This is a genomic window from cyanobacterium endosymbiont of Epithemia turgida isolate EtSB Lake Yunoko (assembly GCF_000829235.1).
GTDB lineage: Bacteria > Cyanobacteriota > Cyanobacteriia > Cyanobacteriales > Microcystaceae > Rippkaea.
In genome coordinates this window covers 1937745-1958540 of sequence record NZ_AP012549.1, presented here as the reverse complement: position 1 = coordinate 1958540, position 20796 = coordinate 1937745, and the positions used below count along the sequence as shown (strand labels likewise).

General features: G+C 34.8%; 15 protein-coding genes and 1 pseudogene. 13 read left to right on the top strand and 3 right to left on the bottom strand.

Annotated features, from left to right (window positions below; genetic code table 11):
- Nucleotides 1–393 precede the first annotated feature (393 nt).
- From nrdR to ETSB_RS05990, 6 genes are all read left to right on the top strand, one after another.
- Entirely contained in the window at nucleotides 394–933 is a 540-nt protein-coding gene (gene nrdR / locus ETSB_RS06015; protein ID WP_044106909.1) for a transcriptional regulator NrdR, read from the top strand.
- Nucleotides 934–1557: 624 nt separating this feature from the next.
- Entirely contained in the window at nucleotides 1558–2583 is a 1026-nt protein-coding gene (locus tag ETSB_RS06010) for a 30S ribosomal protein S1 (RefSeq protein ID WP_044106908.1), read from the top strand.
- Between the two features lie 1736 nt (nucleotides 2584–4319).
- On the top strand, nucleotides 4320–6518 hold the full coding sequence (locus ETSB_RS06005) for a lytic transglycosylase domain-containing protein (RefSeq protein ID WP_044106907.1): 2199 nt from the start codon (nucleotides 4320–4322) through the stop codon (nucleotides 6516–6518).
- Between the two features lie 2102 nt (nucleotides 6519–8620).
- Nucleotides 8621–9652: a hypothetical protein gene (locus ETSB_RS06000; RefSeq protein WP_044106906.1), complete on the top strand. Its 1032-nt coding sequence runs from the start codon at nucleotides 8621–8623 to the stop codon at nucleotides 9650–9652.
- 404 nt (nucleotides 9653–10056) lie between these two features.
- On the top strand, nucleotides 10057–10758 hold the full coding sequence (locus ETSB_RS05995) for a helix-turn-helix domain-containing protein (RefSeq protein ID WP_044106905.1): 702 nt from the start codon (nucleotides 10057–10059) through the stop codon (nucleotides 10756–10758).
- A gap of 229 nt (nucleotides 10759–10987) precedes the next feature.
- Entirely contained in the window at nucleotides 10988–11401 is a 414-nt protein-coding gene (locus ETSB_RS05990; RefSeq protein ID WP_044106903.1) for a hypothetical protein, read from the top strand.
- Nucleotides 11402–11478: 77 nt separating this feature from the next.
- On the opposite strand, the gene hypE is transcribed toward ETSB_RS05990, so the two are convergent.
- Nucleotides 11479–12525, bottom strand: coding sequence for a hydrogenase expression/formation protein HypE (gene hypE, locus ETSB_RS05985; RefSeq protein ID WP_044106902.1), 1047 nt, complete (start codon nucleotides 12523–12525; stop codon nucleotides 11479–11481).
- A gap of 1925 nt (nucleotides 12526–14450) precedes the next feature.
- Here hypE and rseP point away from each other — a divergent pair.
- The 7 genes and pseudogenes from rseP (at nucleotide 14451) to ETSB_RS05955 (ending at nucleotide 19319) form a co-directional block, all read left to right on the top strand.
- Nucleotides 14451–15509: an RIP metalloprotease RseP gene (gene rseP, locus ETSB_RS05980; RefSeq protein WP_044106901.1), complete on the top strand. Its 1059-nt coding sequence runs from the start codon at nucleotides 14451–14453 to the stop codon at nucleotides 15507–15509.
- A 43-nt stretch (nucleotides 15510–15552) separates the two neighbouring features.
- On the top strand, nucleotides 15553–16209 hold the full coding sequence (nth, locus tag ETSB_RS05975; protein WP_044106899.1) for an endonuclease III: 657 nt from the start codon (nucleotides 15553–15555) through the stop codon (nucleotides 16207–16209).
- A gap of 381 nt (nucleotides 16210–16590) precedes the next feature.
- Complete coding sequence (gene rpmH, locus ETSB_RS05970) at nucleotides 16591–16728, top strand: 50S ribosomal protein L34 (protein WP_044106898.1); 138 nt, start codon at nucleotides 16591–16593, stop codon at nucleotides 16726–16728.
- 103 nt (nucleotides 16729–16831) lie between these two features.
- A complete protein-coding gene (gene rnpA, locus ETSB_RS05965) occupies nucleotides 16832–17215 on the top strand; it encodes a ribonuclease P protein component (RefSeq protein WP_044106897.1) in 384 nt (127 codons plus the stop codon).
- Nucleotides 17187–17555, top strand: a pseudogene (locus ETSB_RS09340) (PH domain-containing protein). Before rnpA ends, ETSB_RS09340 begins: the two are co-directional and overlap by 29 nt.
- Before the next feature lie 110 nt (nucleotides 17556–17665).
- On the top strand, nucleotides 17666–18796 hold the full coding sequence (yidC, locus tag ETSB_RS05960) for a membrane protein insertase YidC (protein ID WP_044106896.1): 1131 nt from the start codon (nucleotides 17666–17668) through the stop codon (nucleotides 18794–18796).
- A gap of 34 nt (nucleotides 18797–18830) precedes the next feature.
- Nucleotides 18831–19319 carry a Jag family protein gene (locus ETSB_RS05955; protein WP_044106895.1) on the top strand — a complete coding sequence of 163 codons (489 nt, stop codon included), beginning with the start codon at nucleotides 18831–18833 and terminating at the stop codon, nucleotides 19317–19319.
- A gap of 93 nt (nucleotides 19320–19412) precedes the next feature.
- Here the strand turns inward: ETSB_RS05955 and ETSB_RS05950 are convergent, their stop codons facing one another.
- The gene (locus ETSB_RS05950; RefSeq protein WP_044106894.1) at nucleotides 19413–19979 is read right to left on the bottom strand and encodes an RDD family protein; all 567 of its coding nucleotides are present in this window, start codon (nucleotides 19977–19979) and stop codon (nucleotides 19413–19415) included.
- Between the two features lie 28 nt (nucleotides 19980–20007).
- Nucleotides 20008–20679 (bottom strand): N-acetylmannosamine-6-phosphate 2-epimerase, encoded by a 672-nt coding sequence (locus ETSB_RS05945; protein ID WP_044106892.1) that lies wholly within the window; start codon nucleotides 20677–20679, stop codon nucleotides 20008–20010.
- Between the last annotated feature and the right edge of the window lie 117 nt (nucleotides 20680–20796).

The window sequence follows — 20796 nt, the reverse complement described above, 5'->3', positions numbered from 1 at the left end:
TATTTTATCTTAAAAAGTCAAGTTTAATTATCCCTATAATCGCTAAACATTAAAAAATTATCAACTTTTTTGATACACTGGGAACGCAAGCAATTTTAGGAAATCAATCAAATGGAAAGCGCTGCTTATTATGTTTCTTGGTATGGCTTTAGTTGTATTGTTTTTCGATATCGCCTTTCGGTCAATCCCTCGTATTGAAACATAAATTTCGACTATCTATTCTACTAGAATCAACTGCTGTTAATATACCCCCAATCTCCTATGTTTTTTCCCTTCTAGAGAGAATAGATATATCAGCATAGCTAGTTGCTAGTTCTGCTTAGATTGTTCATTTTTTACTGTACTGTTGGCTAGCTTATTGTTAATTCAATATCCGTTATTACGGACAGTTCCATGCAATGTCCATACTGTCAACACATCAATAGTCGTGTTTTAGAGTCTCGCTCCTCTGAAGGGGGACAAAGTATTCGTCGTCGTCGTGAGTGTTTAGGTTGCAAACATCGTTTTACAACTTATGAAAGAGTAGAGTTTTTTCCCATCATTGTTGTCAAACACGACGGGAAAAAAGAATCCTTTGATCGTTCTAAATTGTTGCGAGCGATTATCCGGGCTTGTGAGAAAACAGGAATCTCCCATCAGAGACTAGAATCGATTGTTGATGAAATCGAGGCTCAATTGCAGCAGCATCCTCGACGGGAAGTAACTAGCCAAGAAGTTGGCCAATTAGTGTTAGATTACCTTCGTCAAGAAAATGAAGTAGCATATATTCGTTTTGCATCTGTTTATGGTCGCTTTCAAGGCATTAAAGATTTTGTGGCCACTCTAGAACAATTTCAGGAACAAAAAACCCACTCAGAAACCCATTGGCAAGAGGACAATCATAACACTTCTGATAAAGGAACTTCCTCATCTTCCATGATAACTTCCTCTTAGAAGCCGGTTAAATAAAAACAATGCTAAGATTGAAGATGTACCGTAATGAGTGCAGAAACTTACACTCATGGGAGGTGCTCATGCAGGAGCGACTAGGTAAAAATAGTATGCCGAGCATGACATTACTTCGGTAAATGGTTAGTTATATCAACCCATTACGAGGTGAACCTGAGGAGCTTCAGGCATAGCGTCCGCATTGCGGAGCCTTCGGCTGTGCTAACTCTGAAGCACTTCATAATTAGGGTCTTTTTCTGTAAATATTAATGGATTAGATCGACTTCATCGTCTAATTGTTCTTAAGACATAAGTCTAAGAGGGCTATATTGGCAGAAAGGTGTCTCCTCAGAGCCACTTTTTTTCCACTTAATCTATAAGGTATAGTGATGATCTCGTCAGTGTAGACTTTCATGACCCTTTAGAAATTATGATGAAAATAATTCCCAATAGCTCAATATTCGGGTTTGGGGTGTTATAGTTCATCCTGTTCGGGTAAAACCGACAAAACAAAAGCGTCTCATATTCGAAGATGTTTTTATCAACTATAAGTCCCTAAAAGTTAGAAACTGTACACTAAAACAAAAACTAACATTTATTGGAGATCAGGCATAGGATAACCTAAGGTACATGGTAACTCAGAAAACAACAGCTACTCAAGATATTGGCTTCACCCACGAGGATTTTGCGGCACTTCTCGATAAATACGACTACCATTTTAATCCCGGGGACATTGTTCCTGGGACAGTTTTCAGTATGGAACCGAGAGGCGCGCTCATAGATATTGGTGCGAAAACTGCTGCTTACATCCCCATTCAAGAAATGTCGATCAACCGAGTTGACGATCCTGAAGATGTTCTTCAATCGAATGAAACACGGGAATTTTTCATCCTGACCGATGAAAACGAAGATGGACAATTAACTCTTTCTATCCGTAGGATTGAGTATATGCGAGCTTGGGAAAGAGTTCGCCAACTACAAGCCGAAGATGCTACCGTGCGCTCTAATGTTTTTGCTACAAACCGAGGGGGCGCATTAGTACGCATTGAGGGGTTACGAGGATTTATCCCAGGTTCTCACATCAGCACCCGCGAAGCTAAGGAAGATTTGGTCGGTGAAGACCTGCCATTAAAGTTTTTAGAAGTCGATGAAGAGCGCAACCGTCTGGTATTGAGCCATCGTCGTGCGCTGGTTGAGCGTAAGATGAACGGTTTAGAAGTGGGTCAGGTGGTAGTTGGTTCAGTTCGTGGAATCAAACCCTATGGGGCATTTATCGACATTGGGGGAGTCAGTGGGCTGCTGCACATTTCTGAAATTTCCCATGATCATATCGATACCCCCCACAGTGTCTTTGGGGTCAATGATTCACTCAAAGTCATGATCATTGACTTAGATGCAGAAAGGGGTCGAATTTCTTTATCGACCAAACAACTTGAACCCGAACCTGGTGATATGCTGAAAGACCGGGATTTAGTTTTTGAAAAAGCAGAAGAAATGGCTGAGAAATATCGCCAAAAACTCATAGCTGAAGCGGAGGGAAAAATACAACCTGAGGCTCAAGAGGAGGATTTAGATATTCTGTCAACTTCAGAATCAGAAGAGGAATCAGCTTCAGAATCAGAAGAGGAATTAGCCACTACTGTAAGTGAGCAGTAATTAAAATTATAATTGGGCTCAACACTGGTAAACGAGGGGTAATCCCCTCCTTTTTTTAGTAAAAAATATAATATTTTAGGATTTTAAGTATAGAATCTGGTACAAGAAAACGCCCAAACAGAAAAGTGTCCCCACTAGGGATGTGAATTTGATAAAATTGAAACACACTATTTTTATTCTCAATATTAAAGTTAAAATGTGACGAGGTTGACGATTGTCTAAAATGGTAACCGTTAACAATCAAGACTGAAATTCTCGTTGAAAAAATGTGAGTTCGACAATAATTTAAGAAAAAAGGAAGCAGCCACTCCATGCTATGCTATCAGCAGTATTTATTGAGGTTTGGTGCTATCAATATAAAATATCGTCTTGATCTCGCTGAGATGTTTTATAGTCTAAGTCATTTTTATTAAAAATAAAAACAGCATTATCATTCTGTTACTCAATTGACAGTATTTTTAAAAGAAAAATGATGTAGTTATTATATGAGAATAGGAAAAGTTATGATCATTATAGTCGCTTTTTATGGGTCAGCGTATTGAACCTTTTAATGATACTACTTTGTTGTTTTTTACTGATTCACAAAAGAGGAATTACAGGGATTAGTTTCATTCATTCTGTTCCGATAGGAGTCTTTCATTAGAATCTCAATAGAGTATACCTAGTTTTGAAAAAATAATTTAACAAGAATAAACCAATTTAGGGTAACATCAAGAACTAAAATAGACTACACTTAATCATAAACGACCAAGGTTATTAACTGTGAAGTTAACTACAGTTAACACAGATAACTGTAAAGTTATTTTTGAGTTAACACAAGATATCATTACAGTAAATAATTTGCTTGATATCTTGCTTAATAAATATATAAACCCCTTTATCAACAAGGACTTAAACTAACTACTTTTCATCAACAGAGTATGAAATAAAAACCAGTGAAACCCATTGGTGAAATAGTTGATGGATGATCAACATAAAACTATATTTTATATTTTATATTTAAGAAATTAAAGTATATTGGACTATTTCATTCACTTTTTTGTTAAACTTATCTGCCTAAAATTTTTATTTTAATCTACTGAGTAAAGTTAATTTTATGTGGTTGAATTCTTCATTGATTAACTTATATAATGAGAATAATAACTATGGTTTTTAATTTTGTATAACTAATATTTTCTAAGTTATAAATCTTTACTGGATTTTTACTTAAATTTTATCCATGATAGGAGTTATGTATTAACGAATAATATTAAATATTAGCTATTGAAATATATAAAGCGAACACTTCTTACTTAACTCACTTTATTATCCTAGAATTGATTATAAATATCATAAATGAAAGTATGGACTAAATTTAAGTATGAGCAAACTGTAAGGGTTAGTCTTCAATAGAATTGCACTAAAAGTAGGGATTTTTTATCTTAACAGGTTCATAAAAATACGCGGCATAATCACCAAATTGACTTCTAAAAACCAGAAAAAATATTGCAAAACTTTTATCAAGAATACATATGAAGAGCCTGTTAAAAACGAACTTGCATAAGTTCTCTACCCATCATTCCCAGTAACTGCGATCAGTTACTGGGAATGATGGGACTTTAAATAAACAAGACTCGGTGATCTCTATAGAGAAATGCACAGCGAAAATAGATGGATAATCTCTATGCAAAGCAAACGCCCCCAAATAAACCCAGAAGGGTTAATAATATATATTTAACTGTTGTTCGAGAAATGGAATGCTAAAGTCACTCAAACAAAAAAACTTCCTCTTTGCTGGTTTAGGAATTCTAGGAATCACCATTGTTGGAACCATTTTACTGGTTCCTAAAACAGTGGAATGGTTCGAGCAGAGGCAACAAACACAGATTGAAGAAGCTCTCAAAGAAGATCCTAATAAACCTTCGATCGTTCTGACTTTAGCCGAGATTTCCTCAGAACAAAGACAGCAAAAACTGCAAGAAATTGCTGAGTCTGATACTCTCTCTCTAGAACGAAGTCGCGGTCGTTATTTATTGGCTATTGACTTACTCCGAAAGTATGAAGGTGGTCCGGCTTTACGTAAACTTGAAGGATTAGACAAAGAATATCCTGTACTAATTCCCTATATACTCCTCAAACGGGGACGGGGTTATGAACTCACCAATGAGATAGATAAAGCTCAAAAAACCTGGAAAATACTGGTTAAAACCTATCCCGATGTTTTAGTTGCAGCAGAAGCACTCTACAAATTAGGAGAATATGATCCCCAATATTGGGAGCAGGCGATTGAAAAATTTCCTCAACATCCCAGTACGCAAAAGATTATCCGTAAGCGTTTTCAAGAAAACCCAGAACAACCTCAATTGTTGATTCTATTGGCTAAGTATGATGCCAATACCTCTAAGACTAACCCGATCCGCGATCGTCTAGTTCAAGACTATAGTAGTCAATTGACTCCCGAAAACTGGCAAGTGATCGCTGATGGCTATTGGACAACTAACGAATATAATAAAGCAGTCCAAGCTTACAAAAAAGCTCCAGCTACTCCTCAAAATCTCTATCGTATTGCTAGGGGACAACAGATTCAACCCAACAGTGATAGTAAAAATGAGGTAAAGACAGGCTATCAAAGCTTATTATTAGAGTTTCCTACAGCTCCGGAAACAGCAACAGCCCTGAAACGACTCGCTAAACTATCTCAATCTGAGACCGCAATTGGCTACTTTGACCAAGTTATTAAACAATTTCCTAATGAAGCGGGTGATGCTTTAGTAGAAAAGGCTAAGTTATTAGATGAGATAGGGCGCAAAGCTGAGGCAGCTAAAAGTAGAGAAACCTTACTAGTTCAATATCCTAAGGCTGATGCAACCGCTAAATATCGTTGGAGTGTGGCGCAAACAGCTGCTGAGCGAGGAGATGTCCTCAAAGCCTGGACTTGGGCGCAACCTATTATAAGTAATAATCCTAACAGTTCCCTCGCCCCCAAAGCGGCTTTTTGGGTAGGTAAATGGGCGCAACAGTTAGGGCGATCACAGGATGCTAGAGCGGCTTTTGAACACGTTGTTTCCCATCATCCTCAATCTTACTATGCTTGGCGATCAGCAGTTCAGTTAGGCTGGAATGTGGGAAATTTTAATACCATACGTCAAATCTTACCCACCGTCACTAAACCTGATATCCGTTCGGTTCCTCCGGCGGGATCGGACATGTTCAAAGAACTATATCGTCTAGGACAAGACGAGGATGCTATCACTTTATTTAAAGCGGAAATGAATGATCGCTCTCAATTAAGTGTTGATGAATCTTTTACTGATACTTTACTGAAACTCGTACAAGGAAAAAACCTACAAGGAATTAATCAAGTTTGGAGTCTTCAAAATAAAGACGGGCCTGAATCAAAAAAACAATTGCAAAACCTTAGAGAAACCCCCGAATATTGGTATGCGCTTTTTCCTTTTCCTTTCTATCAAACTATCATTGATTGGTCTCATAAACGTAAAATTAATCCTTTGTTAATAGCCTCTTTAATCCGTCAAGAATCCCGTTTTGAACCAGAAATTACCTCGCCAGTGGGAGCAAAAGGGTTAATGCAAGTGATGCCAACAACAGGTGAATGGGTAGCTAATAAAATAGCTCTAAAAAAATATTCTTTGAACAATCCTAATGACAATGTTAATCTAGGAACCTGGTATTTAAATTATACCCATGAGACCTATAGTAATAATTCGTTATTAGCTGTTGCTAGTTACAATGCAGGTCCCGGCAATGTTTCAAAATGGAGACGAATATATCAGGTTAGTGATCCTGATATTTTTGTAGAAAAAATACCCTTCCAAGAAACAAAAAGTTATATAGAATCTGTGTTTGGTAATTACTGGAATTATCTTCGGATTTATAATACTGAGATCGCTAAATTATTAGCTCATAAAACTCAGAGAAAGTTTCTTGGTAAATAAAAATTTTTATTTACCAAGAAACTTTCTCTGAGTTAATATTAAAACATTTAGTTTGGTATTTTACTACTGAAATACACCTGAGTTTTTTAGATTGTGATCTGTTGTGTAAATAACAGCTATTCTAGACTTAATCTAATAAATTAATTAGTAGCTAATAACTTCCCAGACTTTTATTTTCGATTTATTATGCAACCCCAAAAACTTAATTTTAATTTTCATAAAGTGCAAGTTTTTACTTTTGTTTACTAGATTATTAACTAATAACAATAATGATTTAACCAGCGTACTCTACTTAACTATTTTATTTATAAAATATTTTTTTAAAAAAAGCTTATTTACTATTTTAATAGCAAGGTTTATCTATGCCTTCTCAAGGTAGTTTATTAAGAGGCTCGGTGCAAAGAAAACCCTGATACCGAAGATAAGAGAAAGACAAAATGAGATTATTATGTATAGTGAGAAATAATTAGTATAGACAGGAGTTATGTACTACTTATTTATTAAATATTACATAGTTTTATTTTGAAATACTAAATACTTAAATTTATATTTAGTTCTTTTAAATATATATTCATAATATCCTATGTGGCAATTTATTTAACTTCGCTTAAATTGATTAGTTTAATTTGCCTGGTCTGGTTTTGAGTAGTAACTAAAACTTGTTTATGATAATTATAAAATTCCTTATCTGTTATTTCTAATAGTTTAATATCCCCTGGTTTTCAATAATCATCATAATTCATTAGTTTTTTTCGTACTGAAGATCTTTTATATTGGGAGCACAATTATAAATAAATGCTAAAGAGTATTAGCTTTCATTGTCTAGCATTCATTAAAAAAATTATCAATTTGACAGATTTCTAATATAATTTATTATTAATAAATATAAAGTGGTTTGCAATTTTAAATTGCTATGTTTCAAAAAACAGGAGTTAAATCATAATTATTTTATTAAAGGTTATTTTTGTGATTATTTATTCTATATTTTCGTGATTTATCTAAAAATAGTTAAAACTTAAAGAAAACTAATAAAAGTATATTTCTTGAATTAAAAACAATTTATTTAGTTATTGAACGTTGTTACTGAGCCTTAAAGCAATTAAGTGGAATCAATGAATTGACAGTCATAATTGACAAAAAGATTTTGACTCAATTTTGATGCTTTGTCAACTTCTATAAAGTTAATTTAAGTTTAATCTCAGAACATTTAAATGTAGTGTCTTAATTTAAAATTATAAAATACTTACTAAGTACATTTTAGATAGTTCATGTTATACTTAATGCATATTAAATCTAATTTTTCAATATATAAATTCTATGTTATGTTCTTCTATTAACAGTAATTTCTTCTAAAAAGACTTGTAAAATTATAAGCATTCAAGTTATTTTTTATAGCTAAGAATATGAATCTTAAAATAATTTTATTTAAAATATATTTTTCTAATTGTCAAAAAGTATTTTTTAATATAGCTAGCTATTGTCGTCTTGCTGAATGTATGAGCTGAACAATGATGTTAGTGTACTGCTTTTGACCAAATTACAAAAAAAAATATAAGAATTAGTTTCATCTATTTTACTTTTACGTGAGTCTTTTAGCTATTTTATAGTTAAGTATACTGAGTTTTTAAATACTTAGTTGTATGTAGCAAAAGTCGGTTAAACCAATTAACAATAGTTAACCTCGTAAATATTATTTTATCAAAATAGTTAACAACTAGCGCAGAAATATATCTAAAATTTAATACTCAATAAATTCAAGTTTTTATCAAAATTTTATTTACCTTCTTGCCAGCTAAAAAATAATTTTTTTAAAAAAAACTAGAAAAAGAGAAGGTGTGAAACATAATATATTTTTGGCTTTTTGGGGTTAAAAAAAAATTTTAGTCTTGATTATTGGCAGTTACCATTCTAGATAATTGTCAACCTTAGATATTAAAAATAAAAACTATATTTTTGATTCTCGTCGAACTTACATTACAATTAGTCAACAATTTAACGAAATGCAGATAACTTTCAACTTAGATGATATAGTTAAAAACTCTAAAACCAAGTTATCATGATTCCACTCACAAACAACTGAATCAGTGACACCTAAAATCGATATGACCGCTGTTCCTTCTTCTCCTAATGAAATTACTAATGGCCTCGAAACTCCTGTAGAATTTAACTTCCAGCTTCCTAATCCTGAAGACGAAGCTATTCAGGAGATGGAGTTTGAGCAACAGCTAGATACTGTCTGGAAGATTTGTGAGCACTTTGACTTACAAACCGATATTTGGCGAGGACGTATTTTACGGGCTATCCGTGATCGTGAAAAAAAAAATGGAGACGGACGAGGAACTGGATTCCTCAATTGGCTTAAACAAAAAGAAATCACTAAAAGTCAAGCTTATGTTCTCATTCAACTGGCTAATAGTGCAGATACCCTATTGGCAGAAGGACAGCTGAATCCAAACTCCATCAATAATTTTAGTAAACGGGCATTTGTCGAAACAGCTAAATCCGATCCTGAAGTGCAAAAATTAGTTAGTGAAGCTGCCCAAAATGGTGATCACATTACCCGACGAGAAGTTAAGCAACTCTCTGATCAATGGACAGCTATGAGTTCGGAATTACTTCCAGATAAAGTTAAAGAGAAAGCTTCTGAGGGAACTCTAGCAGTCAGTAGTTTAGTCCCTTTAGTTAAAGAGATGGAAAAGTTGCCCGATAGTCACCTCAACGTAATTCAAAAAGAAGTTGCCGAAAGTCCCGATGTTAATACTGTTAAACTTCTCACTTCAGAAGCACGAAATTTGGCAAAATATCTCGATGCGGCCGCCAAAGTACAAACTTTTAAAAATCGCTCAATTGACCTAGAAATGGCGTTAGAAGAGGCGTTAAGATTGGATTGTTTGAATACGACTGCTGATTTGGTTAAACAAGCCACTCAACTTGAACAAGCCGTAGCGAAGCTTTATACTACTTGGAAACGGGTAGGGAGTTTGGCTGATCGGCTGTATGTAGATACGGGAGCGAGTAATCCTAACTTACGAGCAATGTTAACTTGCCTGGAATCTTTAAACGGTGAAGTTATTGAGGTGCAACTAGATAGTGCGGGGGAAAAAATAGTACGTTTAAAAATGATAACTAAATGATAGCAGTTAACCGTCATATTTTTCTCAATGAGTCGCATAAGCCTACGGACTGGGCTTTCCTCCCTCACAATAGAATAGAACCTAAAAATCTGGGTTTTTAGTATTTCCATAACACAAATAGAGAATCTTCGTAGAATAGTCGAGGGAAACAACTAATTTCGGCAAAAAAAGACCCAGTACTATATTGCCATAGTAACTTAATAACATTAATTTTGTGATTAATAATACAATTTGTTTTTTCCTAGAATGTAACGAGTCAAGACTTATGCACTAGAGACAAGACACACAGACAAAGTTAGGGTAAACTCAAAATGGTCGTTATTCAAGGAATTGGTTGATGCGGTGAAACAATACTTAGCGTAGTGAAAAAAAAAACGTTATTTATTAAAAAATCCTAATCTTTTATGAAACAATCAGTAACTTATCAAGCCAATCACCAAAAGTTGTTGCAATTAATGCAGCAAGCGCAAATATCTAACTTTAGTCAGTTGGCCAAAATTTCCGAGGTTTCCCAATGGGAGTTAAATCGCCTTTTAGTGGGTTTACTGCCTAAAATGTCTATTGAAAATATATTAAGATTATCCAAAGTGTTAAAAGTTCCCATCGAACAACTACTGAGTGAATTTTGTAGAGATCAATCTTTGTTAGAGTCCTTAGTTCTTTCTCAACTTGAAACTCAAGATCTTAATTTATCAGAATTAGAGAAAGTTAGACAAGAATATCAACAATTACAACAGCAATTTAACGAACAAAAAGAAACTCTAGAAAAAGACTTTCAAAAATCTAGTTTAAAAGTCCTAGAATCTTGGCTTTTACAATGGCCAACAGCAGCGATGATTGCCCAAAAAAATCCTCAACTCTCTGCTATGAAACTATTGCCTCTAGTTAAACCAATTATCGATTTACTTAAACAATGGAACGTTGAAACAATTGCAGTAGCAGGAGAAAAGGTGCCCTATGATCCTCTGTGTCATCAATTTTTAGAAGAAAGTGGTTATGTTGAACCTGGAGAAACTGTCATCATTCGTTACATTGGCTATCGTCATGGGAAAAATTTGCTGTATAAGGCAAAAGTGAGTCCAGTCAAAAAAGTGCCAGCCAGTTAAGAAACACTAGCAATTTAAGATTTGTGTAATAAAAAGTAATCAACTATGTTTATTGAATCTTAAAATAGAGAATAGCTTTATCAAATTTACATGACATTAAAATACAAAATGGTGATTCCGTCACATTTGATACTAACTTTGGTGCACAATTGTTTCTATCCTTATGGTCAAGAAGTAGTGTAAGCATCGTTGTGATTCCTCTTCTGAGTTAAATTAGTGATATTAATCTATGGCTTCCCAAGCAATCCTCCGTCTCCTCGAACAATATCCGCAACTCGGACCGTTCATTGAAGAAGGTCGCTTTTTGATTGGTTATACCAATGGTAGTGCTAATGGGAAGCAAGTTCCTGTTTTTCTTTTGCGCTCTCCCTGGACTCATTTTTGTATCCAAGCAACGGCTTGTGATTCACTGATTTCTGGAGCAGTTTTAGTAGTAACAGAAGACTCTCAATGGAGTCCTGAAAGCAACTGGAAAGCCTATACCTTCACCATGGACAGCCCATCGCCGAAGAGTTCTCGTAGAAACCTCAACCAAAAACGCAGTTCTTCTGCCAAGTCTGTCCCTCCATTGGCAGCAATGGCCGCAGAAATAGCAACCGAAGACACCAAAAAATCTCCTATCTTATCTCAGGTTGTTCGTTAGTGTATCAAGGAGTTTGGGGCGGATAATCGTAGACTTTAACACTCTTCGAGAACGCCCCTGTTCACATACTCGAAACCTTAACAAATTCTGGGCAATTGCTCTCCGCTTAACATATCAACAATACGACTAGCTCCAATTTTACTCTCTAAGGTGACTAACCCCATGCCTGTCCCCCTTCCTGTAACTTGGCCAATAATGCAGGGATTTTGCTGATGTGATCTCATAATTTTCATAACGATATCTACAGAGTCTTGAGGAATAAACGCTACAAATCGACCTTCATTAGCCACATAGAGGGGATCGAACCCTAATATTTCACACGCCCCCTGGACATCTTCGCGTACCGGAATAGCATTTTCTTGAATGTTAAGAATAACCCCTGCACCCATTGCAATTTCATTTAGGGCACTAGCTAAACCGCCACGGGTGAGATCTCGTAGGCAATGAATGTTTGCCCTGGCCTCTAACATAGCTAAAATAACAGAATTTAGAGGAGTGCAGTCACTTTCAATGGTTGTTTCAAATTCCAACCCCTCTCGTACTGCCATAATCGCAATACCATGGCGGCCTAAATCTCCATTGACTAAGATAGTATCTCCTGGTTGAACACTTTGAGCTGCAATTATTTGATCATGTTCGATTATACCGATCCCTGCAGTATTGATAAATACACCGTCTCCTTTCCCTCGATCAACTACTTTAGTATCTCCAGTTATGATTTTAACTTGAGCAATTTGAGCAGAATTTTGTAGGGACTGAACAACATTCCAAAGAATTTCCATCGGCAGTCCTTCTTCTAAGATCAACCCCACACTAATATAAAGAGGACGCGCCCCACTCATAGCTAAATCATTGACAGTTCCGTTAATAGCTAAACTACCAATATCTCCCCCTGGAAAAAATAGAGGATGAATAACGTAGGAGTCAGTAGTAAAAGCAATTTTATTAGTGTTTAAATCAAAAATAGCAGAGTCATGTGGAGGAGTATTTTGAGTCGTATTAAAGACAGGAAAAATCATCTTTTCGAGCAACTGCTGCATCAATTTTCCTCCTCCTCCATGAGCAAGTAAGACTTGAGGATATTGATCTAAGGCTATTGGACAAGTTAGGTTAAAATCAGTCATAAGTGATTTAGAAATCGGCAATCAGAGATTAAGACAAAACGTCAAATATAACGTACTATTTTGCAAGTAAATTTATTACGCAAATAAACTATAAAAATTAACTCTTGATTTTAGTTAAAATTAGATCAATTAGTGCTTAAATCAATTAATTAGGCCCTTCTAACCTAACTATGAAAACATTGTAATCGACAAAGTTTAAAATAAGAGTTTTGTGACTTATTAGATACTAATTTAGTATACCTAGTCTAAAGTATAGCACTACGCCAAAAGCTCATGACAGTTTTCTAGTCATAAAAGAAGTAATAAAATAGCAAACTAAGTACTGTACTTTGTGCAGGCACCTTATAGTCAAATCTACGTCAACAAGTTATTTAATCAGTATAAAAAAAATACTAAGAAACAGGATATATTATTTATTTATAATAAAATCTAATACTTTAAATTTATGGTTAAAATAGTAAACAAAAAAATATTTATAGACAATATAATAAACGACAACGATAACTATTTAAAAAAAATAAAGAAAATTACTCATCAAAAATAAAGTGATTAAATATATAAAATATAATATTTTAATCAAAAAAATATATATATGATAATAGTTGTATATGAAAAATATTCTACGTTATAAAAATAAAAAAACTTAGTTATATTAGTATTTCATGGAGAGAAAACAAATTTTAGTATTTTAGTTATTAAAGGGTTGCAATAGAGATTTATTTTAAATTTAATTATCTAAAAATTTAACTATTCAATGGAGACCAGTAGATATCATTATTTTATGTAAAACTAATTTTTATGTAAAACCCCTATTAGAGAAATAGTATAATGAACTCGACGTAAACTACGATATTTTCTACATGAATATCCAGATTCAAACAAAATTAAGAATTAATAGTATGTTGTAAAAACTTAAATATAAAAATATTCCCTAAAGTTAAAGTTAAAGCTGTTAGAGAATGTGTAGACACTACATTTTTACCTCGTGCTATAGCTTAGACATAAATAAGTAGCACTATTAAGAGTAATAACTACAAACATAGTTAGTCATAAAAGATATGATTAACTAATATCATCTCGTCGTTTAAGAGTCTTTCTCAAGTCTAGGCAGGAGAGAACTTTATTTTAGTAAAGAGAAAAGGTTGAATGTATATAATTTATTGGAAATTTAAAAAGGGTTTTAATATAGATTAACTTTAAAGAGTTACAATTTATCAAATAAATCACTTTTATTACACTAATGTCATTGAATTATTTGAAAGAGTTAAATTTATATTTTGAATCTAGTATTGTCTGTTTTATATTGAAATATCTCAATTGTCTAATATACCTATATAGCGAGAACTTCAATTATAATGAATATTTATGATTATTTTTCTATTTGAACTTTCCCTGAGAAAGACAATAATTTAAATCGCATTAATAGTTTATTAGAATACAAAAGAAAATAAAAGAGATATTTTTTTGACTTATATAAATATATAAAAAAATTGTATGATTAACTGAATTGAGATTAATTGAATATTTTACAAGTAATCTACATATTGAAATATGTCTTATATCTACTTATATAATATAATGACAACATATAATACAATGACAACAAAATAAAGAACTGCATAGAAAGTTCTATTACTAGGTGTCAAAAATCAAGTCAATAAGTCTTTAAGACGTCCTTTGTTTAAACAATGTGATTTTTTGTGGTTATAAAGCAAAAAATATAGATTATTTTATTACATCGAATCACTATTGAGGTTCAATTCTTGTTGAGCTTAGTCTTGTAAGATGGGCTTTATTTTGATTAACTTATCTTAAATTATGTTCTGTCCACCCTACTCTCATTGCTTCTTTTGTTCGAGTGTTCCCTACCACACCAAGTACACTACAATAAAAAAAGTTAATATTATCCATTTAGTCTAGAAACTATGTCAGTATTGGCAGCGATCGCAGTCTTAGCGTTGTTAATTATCGTTCATGAATTAGGTCATTTTGCCGCCGCAAGATTCCAAGGAATCAGAGTTAACCGCTTTTCGATCGGTTTTGGTCCAAGTCTCATAAAATATAGAGGTACTGAAACTGAGTACGCTATTCGTGCTTTTCCTTTGGGAGGATATGTAGGATTTCCTGATGATGATCTCGATGGTGAAATTCCCCTAGATGACCCCAATTTACTTCGTAACCGTCCCGTATTTGATCGGGCCATTGTTATTAGTGCAGGGGTGATTGCTAATCTTATTTTGGCTTATTTTCTTCTAGTGGCGCAAGTTGCTACTGTTGGCATCCAAGATATTCAATCTGGACTAGTTGTTCCCACTATTGAACCCGCATCTGCAGCAATGGAAGCAGGAATGAAATCGGGAGATATTGTCCTGAAAGTTGACAATACTCCCTTAGATGACTTTCCAAAAGCGATTGACTTCTTTATCGAGACAATCCAAAACTCTCCTAATCAACCTCTTCATTTTACGATTGAACGAGATAGCGAAACTTTATCTGTTACCGTTACCCCAAAGTCTAATGACCAAGGTCAAGGTAAAATTGGGGTAGGACTAATTCCTAATATACACTTGAAAAAGTCTCAAGGACTTCTTGATGCGTTTACTTACAGTGCGGATGCTTTTCAAGATTTAGTGACTCTAACCGCTAAAGGATTTTGGCAACTTGTGAGTAATTTTCAAGAAAACGCTAAACAGGTAGCAGGTCCAGTCAAAATTGTCGAGTACGGTGCTAATATTGCCCAAAATAATGCGGGAAATCTATTTCAATTTGGCGCGCTAATTAGTATTAACTTAGCTATTGTCAATATTTTACCTTTGCCTGCTCTTGATGGTGGACAATTAATCTTTTTAATCGTAGAAGGACTACGAGGAAAACCCTTACCCAATAGATTGCAAGAAGGCATAATGCAAACAGGGTTAGTGTTACTCCTTAGTTTAGGACTATTTCTTGTTGTTCGTGATACTGTTGAATTAGTCTTTTTCTGAGAGTTATTTCAATAAATTTAATGGTAAGTTTTTATATAAAAATATGGGCATTAAGCACAAGGAAAAAAATAAAAACTGGCGAGCATTAGTGATATTAGATCTTCTAAAACAGCTGTATCCTGATGCTACTTGTAGTTTAGCTTATGACTCCCCTGTGCAGCTTTTAGTTGCTACGATTTTATCGGCACAATGTACTGATAAAAGAGTTAATAAAGTTACCCCCAATTTATTTTTGAAGTTTCCTGATGCATTATCCTTAGCTCAGGCAGATAGAGAAGAATTAGAAACATTGATACGTTCGACAGGATTTTATCGAAATAAAGCCAAAAATATTCAATTTTCCTGTCAGAAAATCGTTAAAGAATTTGACGGAAAAGTTCCTCAAGAAATGGAAAAGTTACTCAGTTTACCAGGAGTTGCTCGAAAAACTGCAAACGTAGTTTTATCACACGGTTTTGGACTTAATCTAGGAGTTACAGTAGACACCCATGTTAAGCGTTTAAGTAGACGTTTTAAATTAACAAAAGAGACTAATCCTGTAAAAATTGAAAGAGATTTAATGAAGCTATTGCCTCAACCTGACTGGGAAAACTTTTCAATTCGCATAATTTATCATGGTCGGGCAACTTGCCATGCTAGAAAACCAAATTGTCTTGATTGTGAATTGGCTTATTTATGTCCTTCTGTCGTAGATGGATAGATTAAATTGAGGTTAAATACTTCCATATTTAGTGTTTAATCCTCCAAATTATTGGAGTAAATCGTTATATTTTTCAGTGTATAATCATAATTATACTCTTACCACAACTAGTATAAATCAGTTGAGGTAAGAGTATTTATTGCAAAAATAAATTCTTTCTAAAAGAGGTTAATCACTCTATAAGTTTAGTAGGAGAACAGATAAATTTTATGATGAAGTATAAGATTGTCATTTAACCTCACTTATGTGAGACAATTAAGATGATTAGAGTTTTAAAAATCACTCCTCAACCCTTTACTTATCTAGCTTTTAAGGGTATAATGAGAGACCTTGTCTTTCAAGGCATAAAGTAAACGGTAACGTTGTCGGAGGAATAAATTCATGACTCAGCGGACCCTAGGAGGAACCAATCGAAAGCAAAAGAGAAAATCGGGCTTTCGTGTGCGGATGCGAACTCAAAATGGTCGTAATGTGATTCAAGCTAGAAGAAAAAAAGGACGATACCGGTTATCTGTTTAACCCTTGTTGCTCTTATTCCGAGTGTCAACAGGTTTAGATAAAAATTAAACGTCATGGGTGATAATATAAGTCGTTTTTAACCCAATTCTAACCAGGTAATATAGTGGGATTGCCTAAAGCCCATCGGCTAAAGAAACCCAAAGACTTCCAAGCTGTTTATAAACGGGGACAACATTATAAAAGTTCTCATCTTTTGATGCGAGTATTATCAAGAAAACATCAAACTATGATCCCGAGCCCAACTCAATTTGGTATCTCTATTAGCCAAAAAATTAGCAAAAAAGCGGTGGTTCGTAACCGTCTAAAACGACAGATAAAAGCAGCAATTTGCTCCTTGCTTCCCATAATTTCTCCCGGATTAGAAGTAGTGATTACAGTGCGGCATAGTCAAAGGGAGTGCAATTATGAGTATTTCTTGCGAGAATTAAAGCAGTTGTTCATTAAATCTAATATTGTCTATGAACATACGAGAGAATACCCCTTATAAGGGATGGCATCATGTTAGGGACTTAATCATTAATTTTTTTTTAAGATTTGCAGTTATTTGCTTATCTCTGACGGTTGGGGCTGTGGTCAGAGCAATTTGATCGCGTTACTGCATTACAAATCATCTACGTCACAGATGGTTGGATGAGATATGCTCATACCGACATTATCTACGACGAAATCCCCAAAATAGTTAAAATCCCACGGGGAACAATCGGACTATGGGACGACGTCTTTTGGAGTTGAGATCAGTTTCTGACTTCTGCAAGGCTTATAATTATATGGCTGAAAAAGTTGTGACTAAGACAGTAAACCCTGTTGGAGCAATTATCAGCAGATAGATTTTGAAATTAGACCAGGTCAGAGGCTCCTTGACCTCTTCCTTTATTACCAATATTCGGTAAAGTAAACTACAAATAACTCTACAGCGAGACCGCTTGGATTAAGACGAATGGACTTTGGTGTCGGATTTATTTCCACGAACATTATGCTGCCCATCCTGGATTTCTTCTACAGGATTGTGCCTAGCTACGGTTTTGCGATTATTGCCTTAACCCTAGTAGTTCGCTTTGGACTATACCCCTTAAGTGCGGGACAAATTCGCAATATGCGAAAAATGAAGATTACTCAGCCCCTAATGAAAGAGCGACAAGAAGAAATTCAGCAACGCTACAAAGACGATCCTGGCAAACAACAAGAAGAAATAGGAAAGGTGATGCAGGAGTTTGGCAACCCTTTGGCGGGTTGTTTACCCCTGTTACTACAAATGCCCATTCTCTTTGCTCTATTTGCTACCTTACGGGGGTCGCCCTTTGCTGATATTAACTATACAGTTGATCTTCAAATTCTCCCTAGCGAACAAATTGAGCGTGTTGTCCCTCAACCTTTTACAACCAAACCTAGTAACATTTACATTAGCGATGGTCTTCATTATCCCATTATGGCTTTACTACCTGGAGGGAATAAATTAGCAGTTGAGGAAAAGACTAGAGTGCAATTTCAAACGACTGAAGGTCAGTCTCTTATGAAATTGGTCACTGAAACCCCTGGAAGTAACATTGAGCCCATATTTGAAGTTATAAAAGGCTCAGAACGAGTTAAAATAGACAAAGATGGAACGATAGAAGCCTTAGCTCCTGGAGAAGTAACTATCGAAGCCACTATTCCAGGCATTGCTGCCAAAACAGGTTTCTTATTTATTAAGGCGTTAGGACGAGTTGGTGTTATGGGGGATGATGGAACTATCAACTTGGACATCCTAGCCATGGTTTTATTCTTTGGTGTTAGTATTTATCTAAATCAAGAATTATCTGGTTCTTCAGGCGGAGGAGCACAACAGCAACAGGCAGTCAACAAAATTACTCCCGTGATTTTCAGTGGAATGTTTCTTTTCTTTCCTTTACCGGCAGGGGTGTTGATGTATATTGTTGTGGCCAATGTTTTTCAGACCCTACAAACGGTCATTTTGATGAGAGAACCTCTACCAGAAAACCTACAAAAATTGGTTGCACAGCAAGAAAAGGCTGAAAAAATCCAAGAAGCTCTTCCCTTCGAAAAAAGATCTAAAAAGAAAATGTCTTAATTTGCTAGTTAACAATAGGTTACAAGTTGTCAAGATGGAGCGAGAAGTCGACTCAGGTAAAGCTTGGCTCGAAACCCTATTAACTTTAATGGGGTTTCGAGCACAAGTTAAGGTTCAAGACAAGAAAAGTCATTCTGATGAATCCCCCGAATCCTGGCTGACGATTGATAAAACTCAGCTAACCCCCCAACAGACTAATCTCCTCTTAAGGGAACAGGGAGCAGGAATAGATGCGATTCAATATCTAGCTAATACTCTCATTAATTTGAGTAGAGAATCCGGAGAACAACGGAGATATACGGTTGAACTCAATGGCTATCGTCTCAAGCGTCAGGAGGAACTTGTCACCTGGGCGCAAGAGGTAGTCCAACAGGTGCGACAGACGGGACAGGAGGTAGAAATGTCCCCCCTCTCATCGGCAGAACGCCGTCAAATTCACACTTTGTTGAAGGATGTGGAAGATATGGAAACAGAAAGTCGTGGACACGAACCTGATAGGCGATTAGTGGTCAAACTTCGATAAGCTATTTATTCGTTAATGATCTTCTAGATTCATCAGTCCGCTTTTGCGGACTTGATTTTTGAATATATTTGTCTACTGCTGTATTTTCTATTTTTAATCATCTCTATATTTATCTCTATCTCGAGAATTTCTGATTTTACCTTGGATGATAAACTGGAGTCTTTTTAACCGTAAATCCAGAGAAAATCCTCGATTAGTTTGTACTACAATAGTACCAGCAATACGATCATGAAATGCTTGATTTAACTCCTGATCTCCAAGGACTATTCCACAGTCTACTAATAAGGGCATTGTTAATAACAACATTGATAAACCATTATGGAAACCCATCCTCAATCCGATCATTGCTAATAAAGCCACAATGCCTAAAATGCATTCTCGTTTAGTTAATTCAATTAAACCTGGAATTTTACTCAATTCTACATTAATCACTTTCATGTTAAACGACCAACTTCCTAAACTTTGCCCCTGATTTTTTTCTACTAAAATAACCCGTAATGTTAGCCAACAAATAATAAAAATAAGTCCTTGCAAAATTCCTCTAAAAAATAAACTTACAAACCAAATAGTCACAAAATCTAGTACAAAAGCATAAGCCCTACGATCAATAGGAACTTTAGAAAACCTTCGATAAATAGCTGATTCATTATCGGAATACATAATTTAAAATAAGTTGAAAACTCGATGTTTAATTAATAAAAACAGAATTAAATGCTTTAACTTTTAAATCGATTCCTGTAATAGCTGTCCCTACAACAACACTATGAGCTCCATATTCTAAAGCTTTTTTTGCATCCTGAGGGTTACTAACTCCTCCTTCACAAATAATAGGAATATTTAATTGTTCAACCATTTCTTGCAATAAAGAATATCCAGGAGGAGAAAACCTTTCTGTTTCTTTAGTGTATCCGTAAAGTGTGGTTCCTACATAATCTGCCCCGGCTTGACTCGAAGCGAGCGCATTTTCAATAGTATCTACATCAGCCATGACTAATGTCCCTAATTCTTGATGAATTTGCTTAATTAAATTCACCATAGTTTCCTCTTGAGGACGGTTTCGGAGAGTTGCGTCAATAGCAATAATATCAGCCCCTGCGTTAGCAATTTCTACCGCATCGGAAAAACAAGGAGTAATGTAAACATCATACCCTTGATAGTAGCGTTTCCACAAACCAATAATTGGGATATTAGGCAATAATTTTCGAACAGCTTTAACATGGGATGGAGTATCAACTCTAATGCCTTTTGCTCCTTGATTAATAGAAGCTTTAGCTATGGCTGCTATAATTTCTGGGTCGTTTAAGGGAGAATTTATAGGAGATTGACAGGAGACAAGAAGACTAGACTGCGGTATTTTCATGGTTTGTTTTCTAGGTCATAATTAATGTGATTGGCTTATACTTCTTTCAGTCATAAGTATTATGAAGTATTATTTTTTTCTAGTTAAGTTAATAATTTTTAAGATTTAAAAATTATT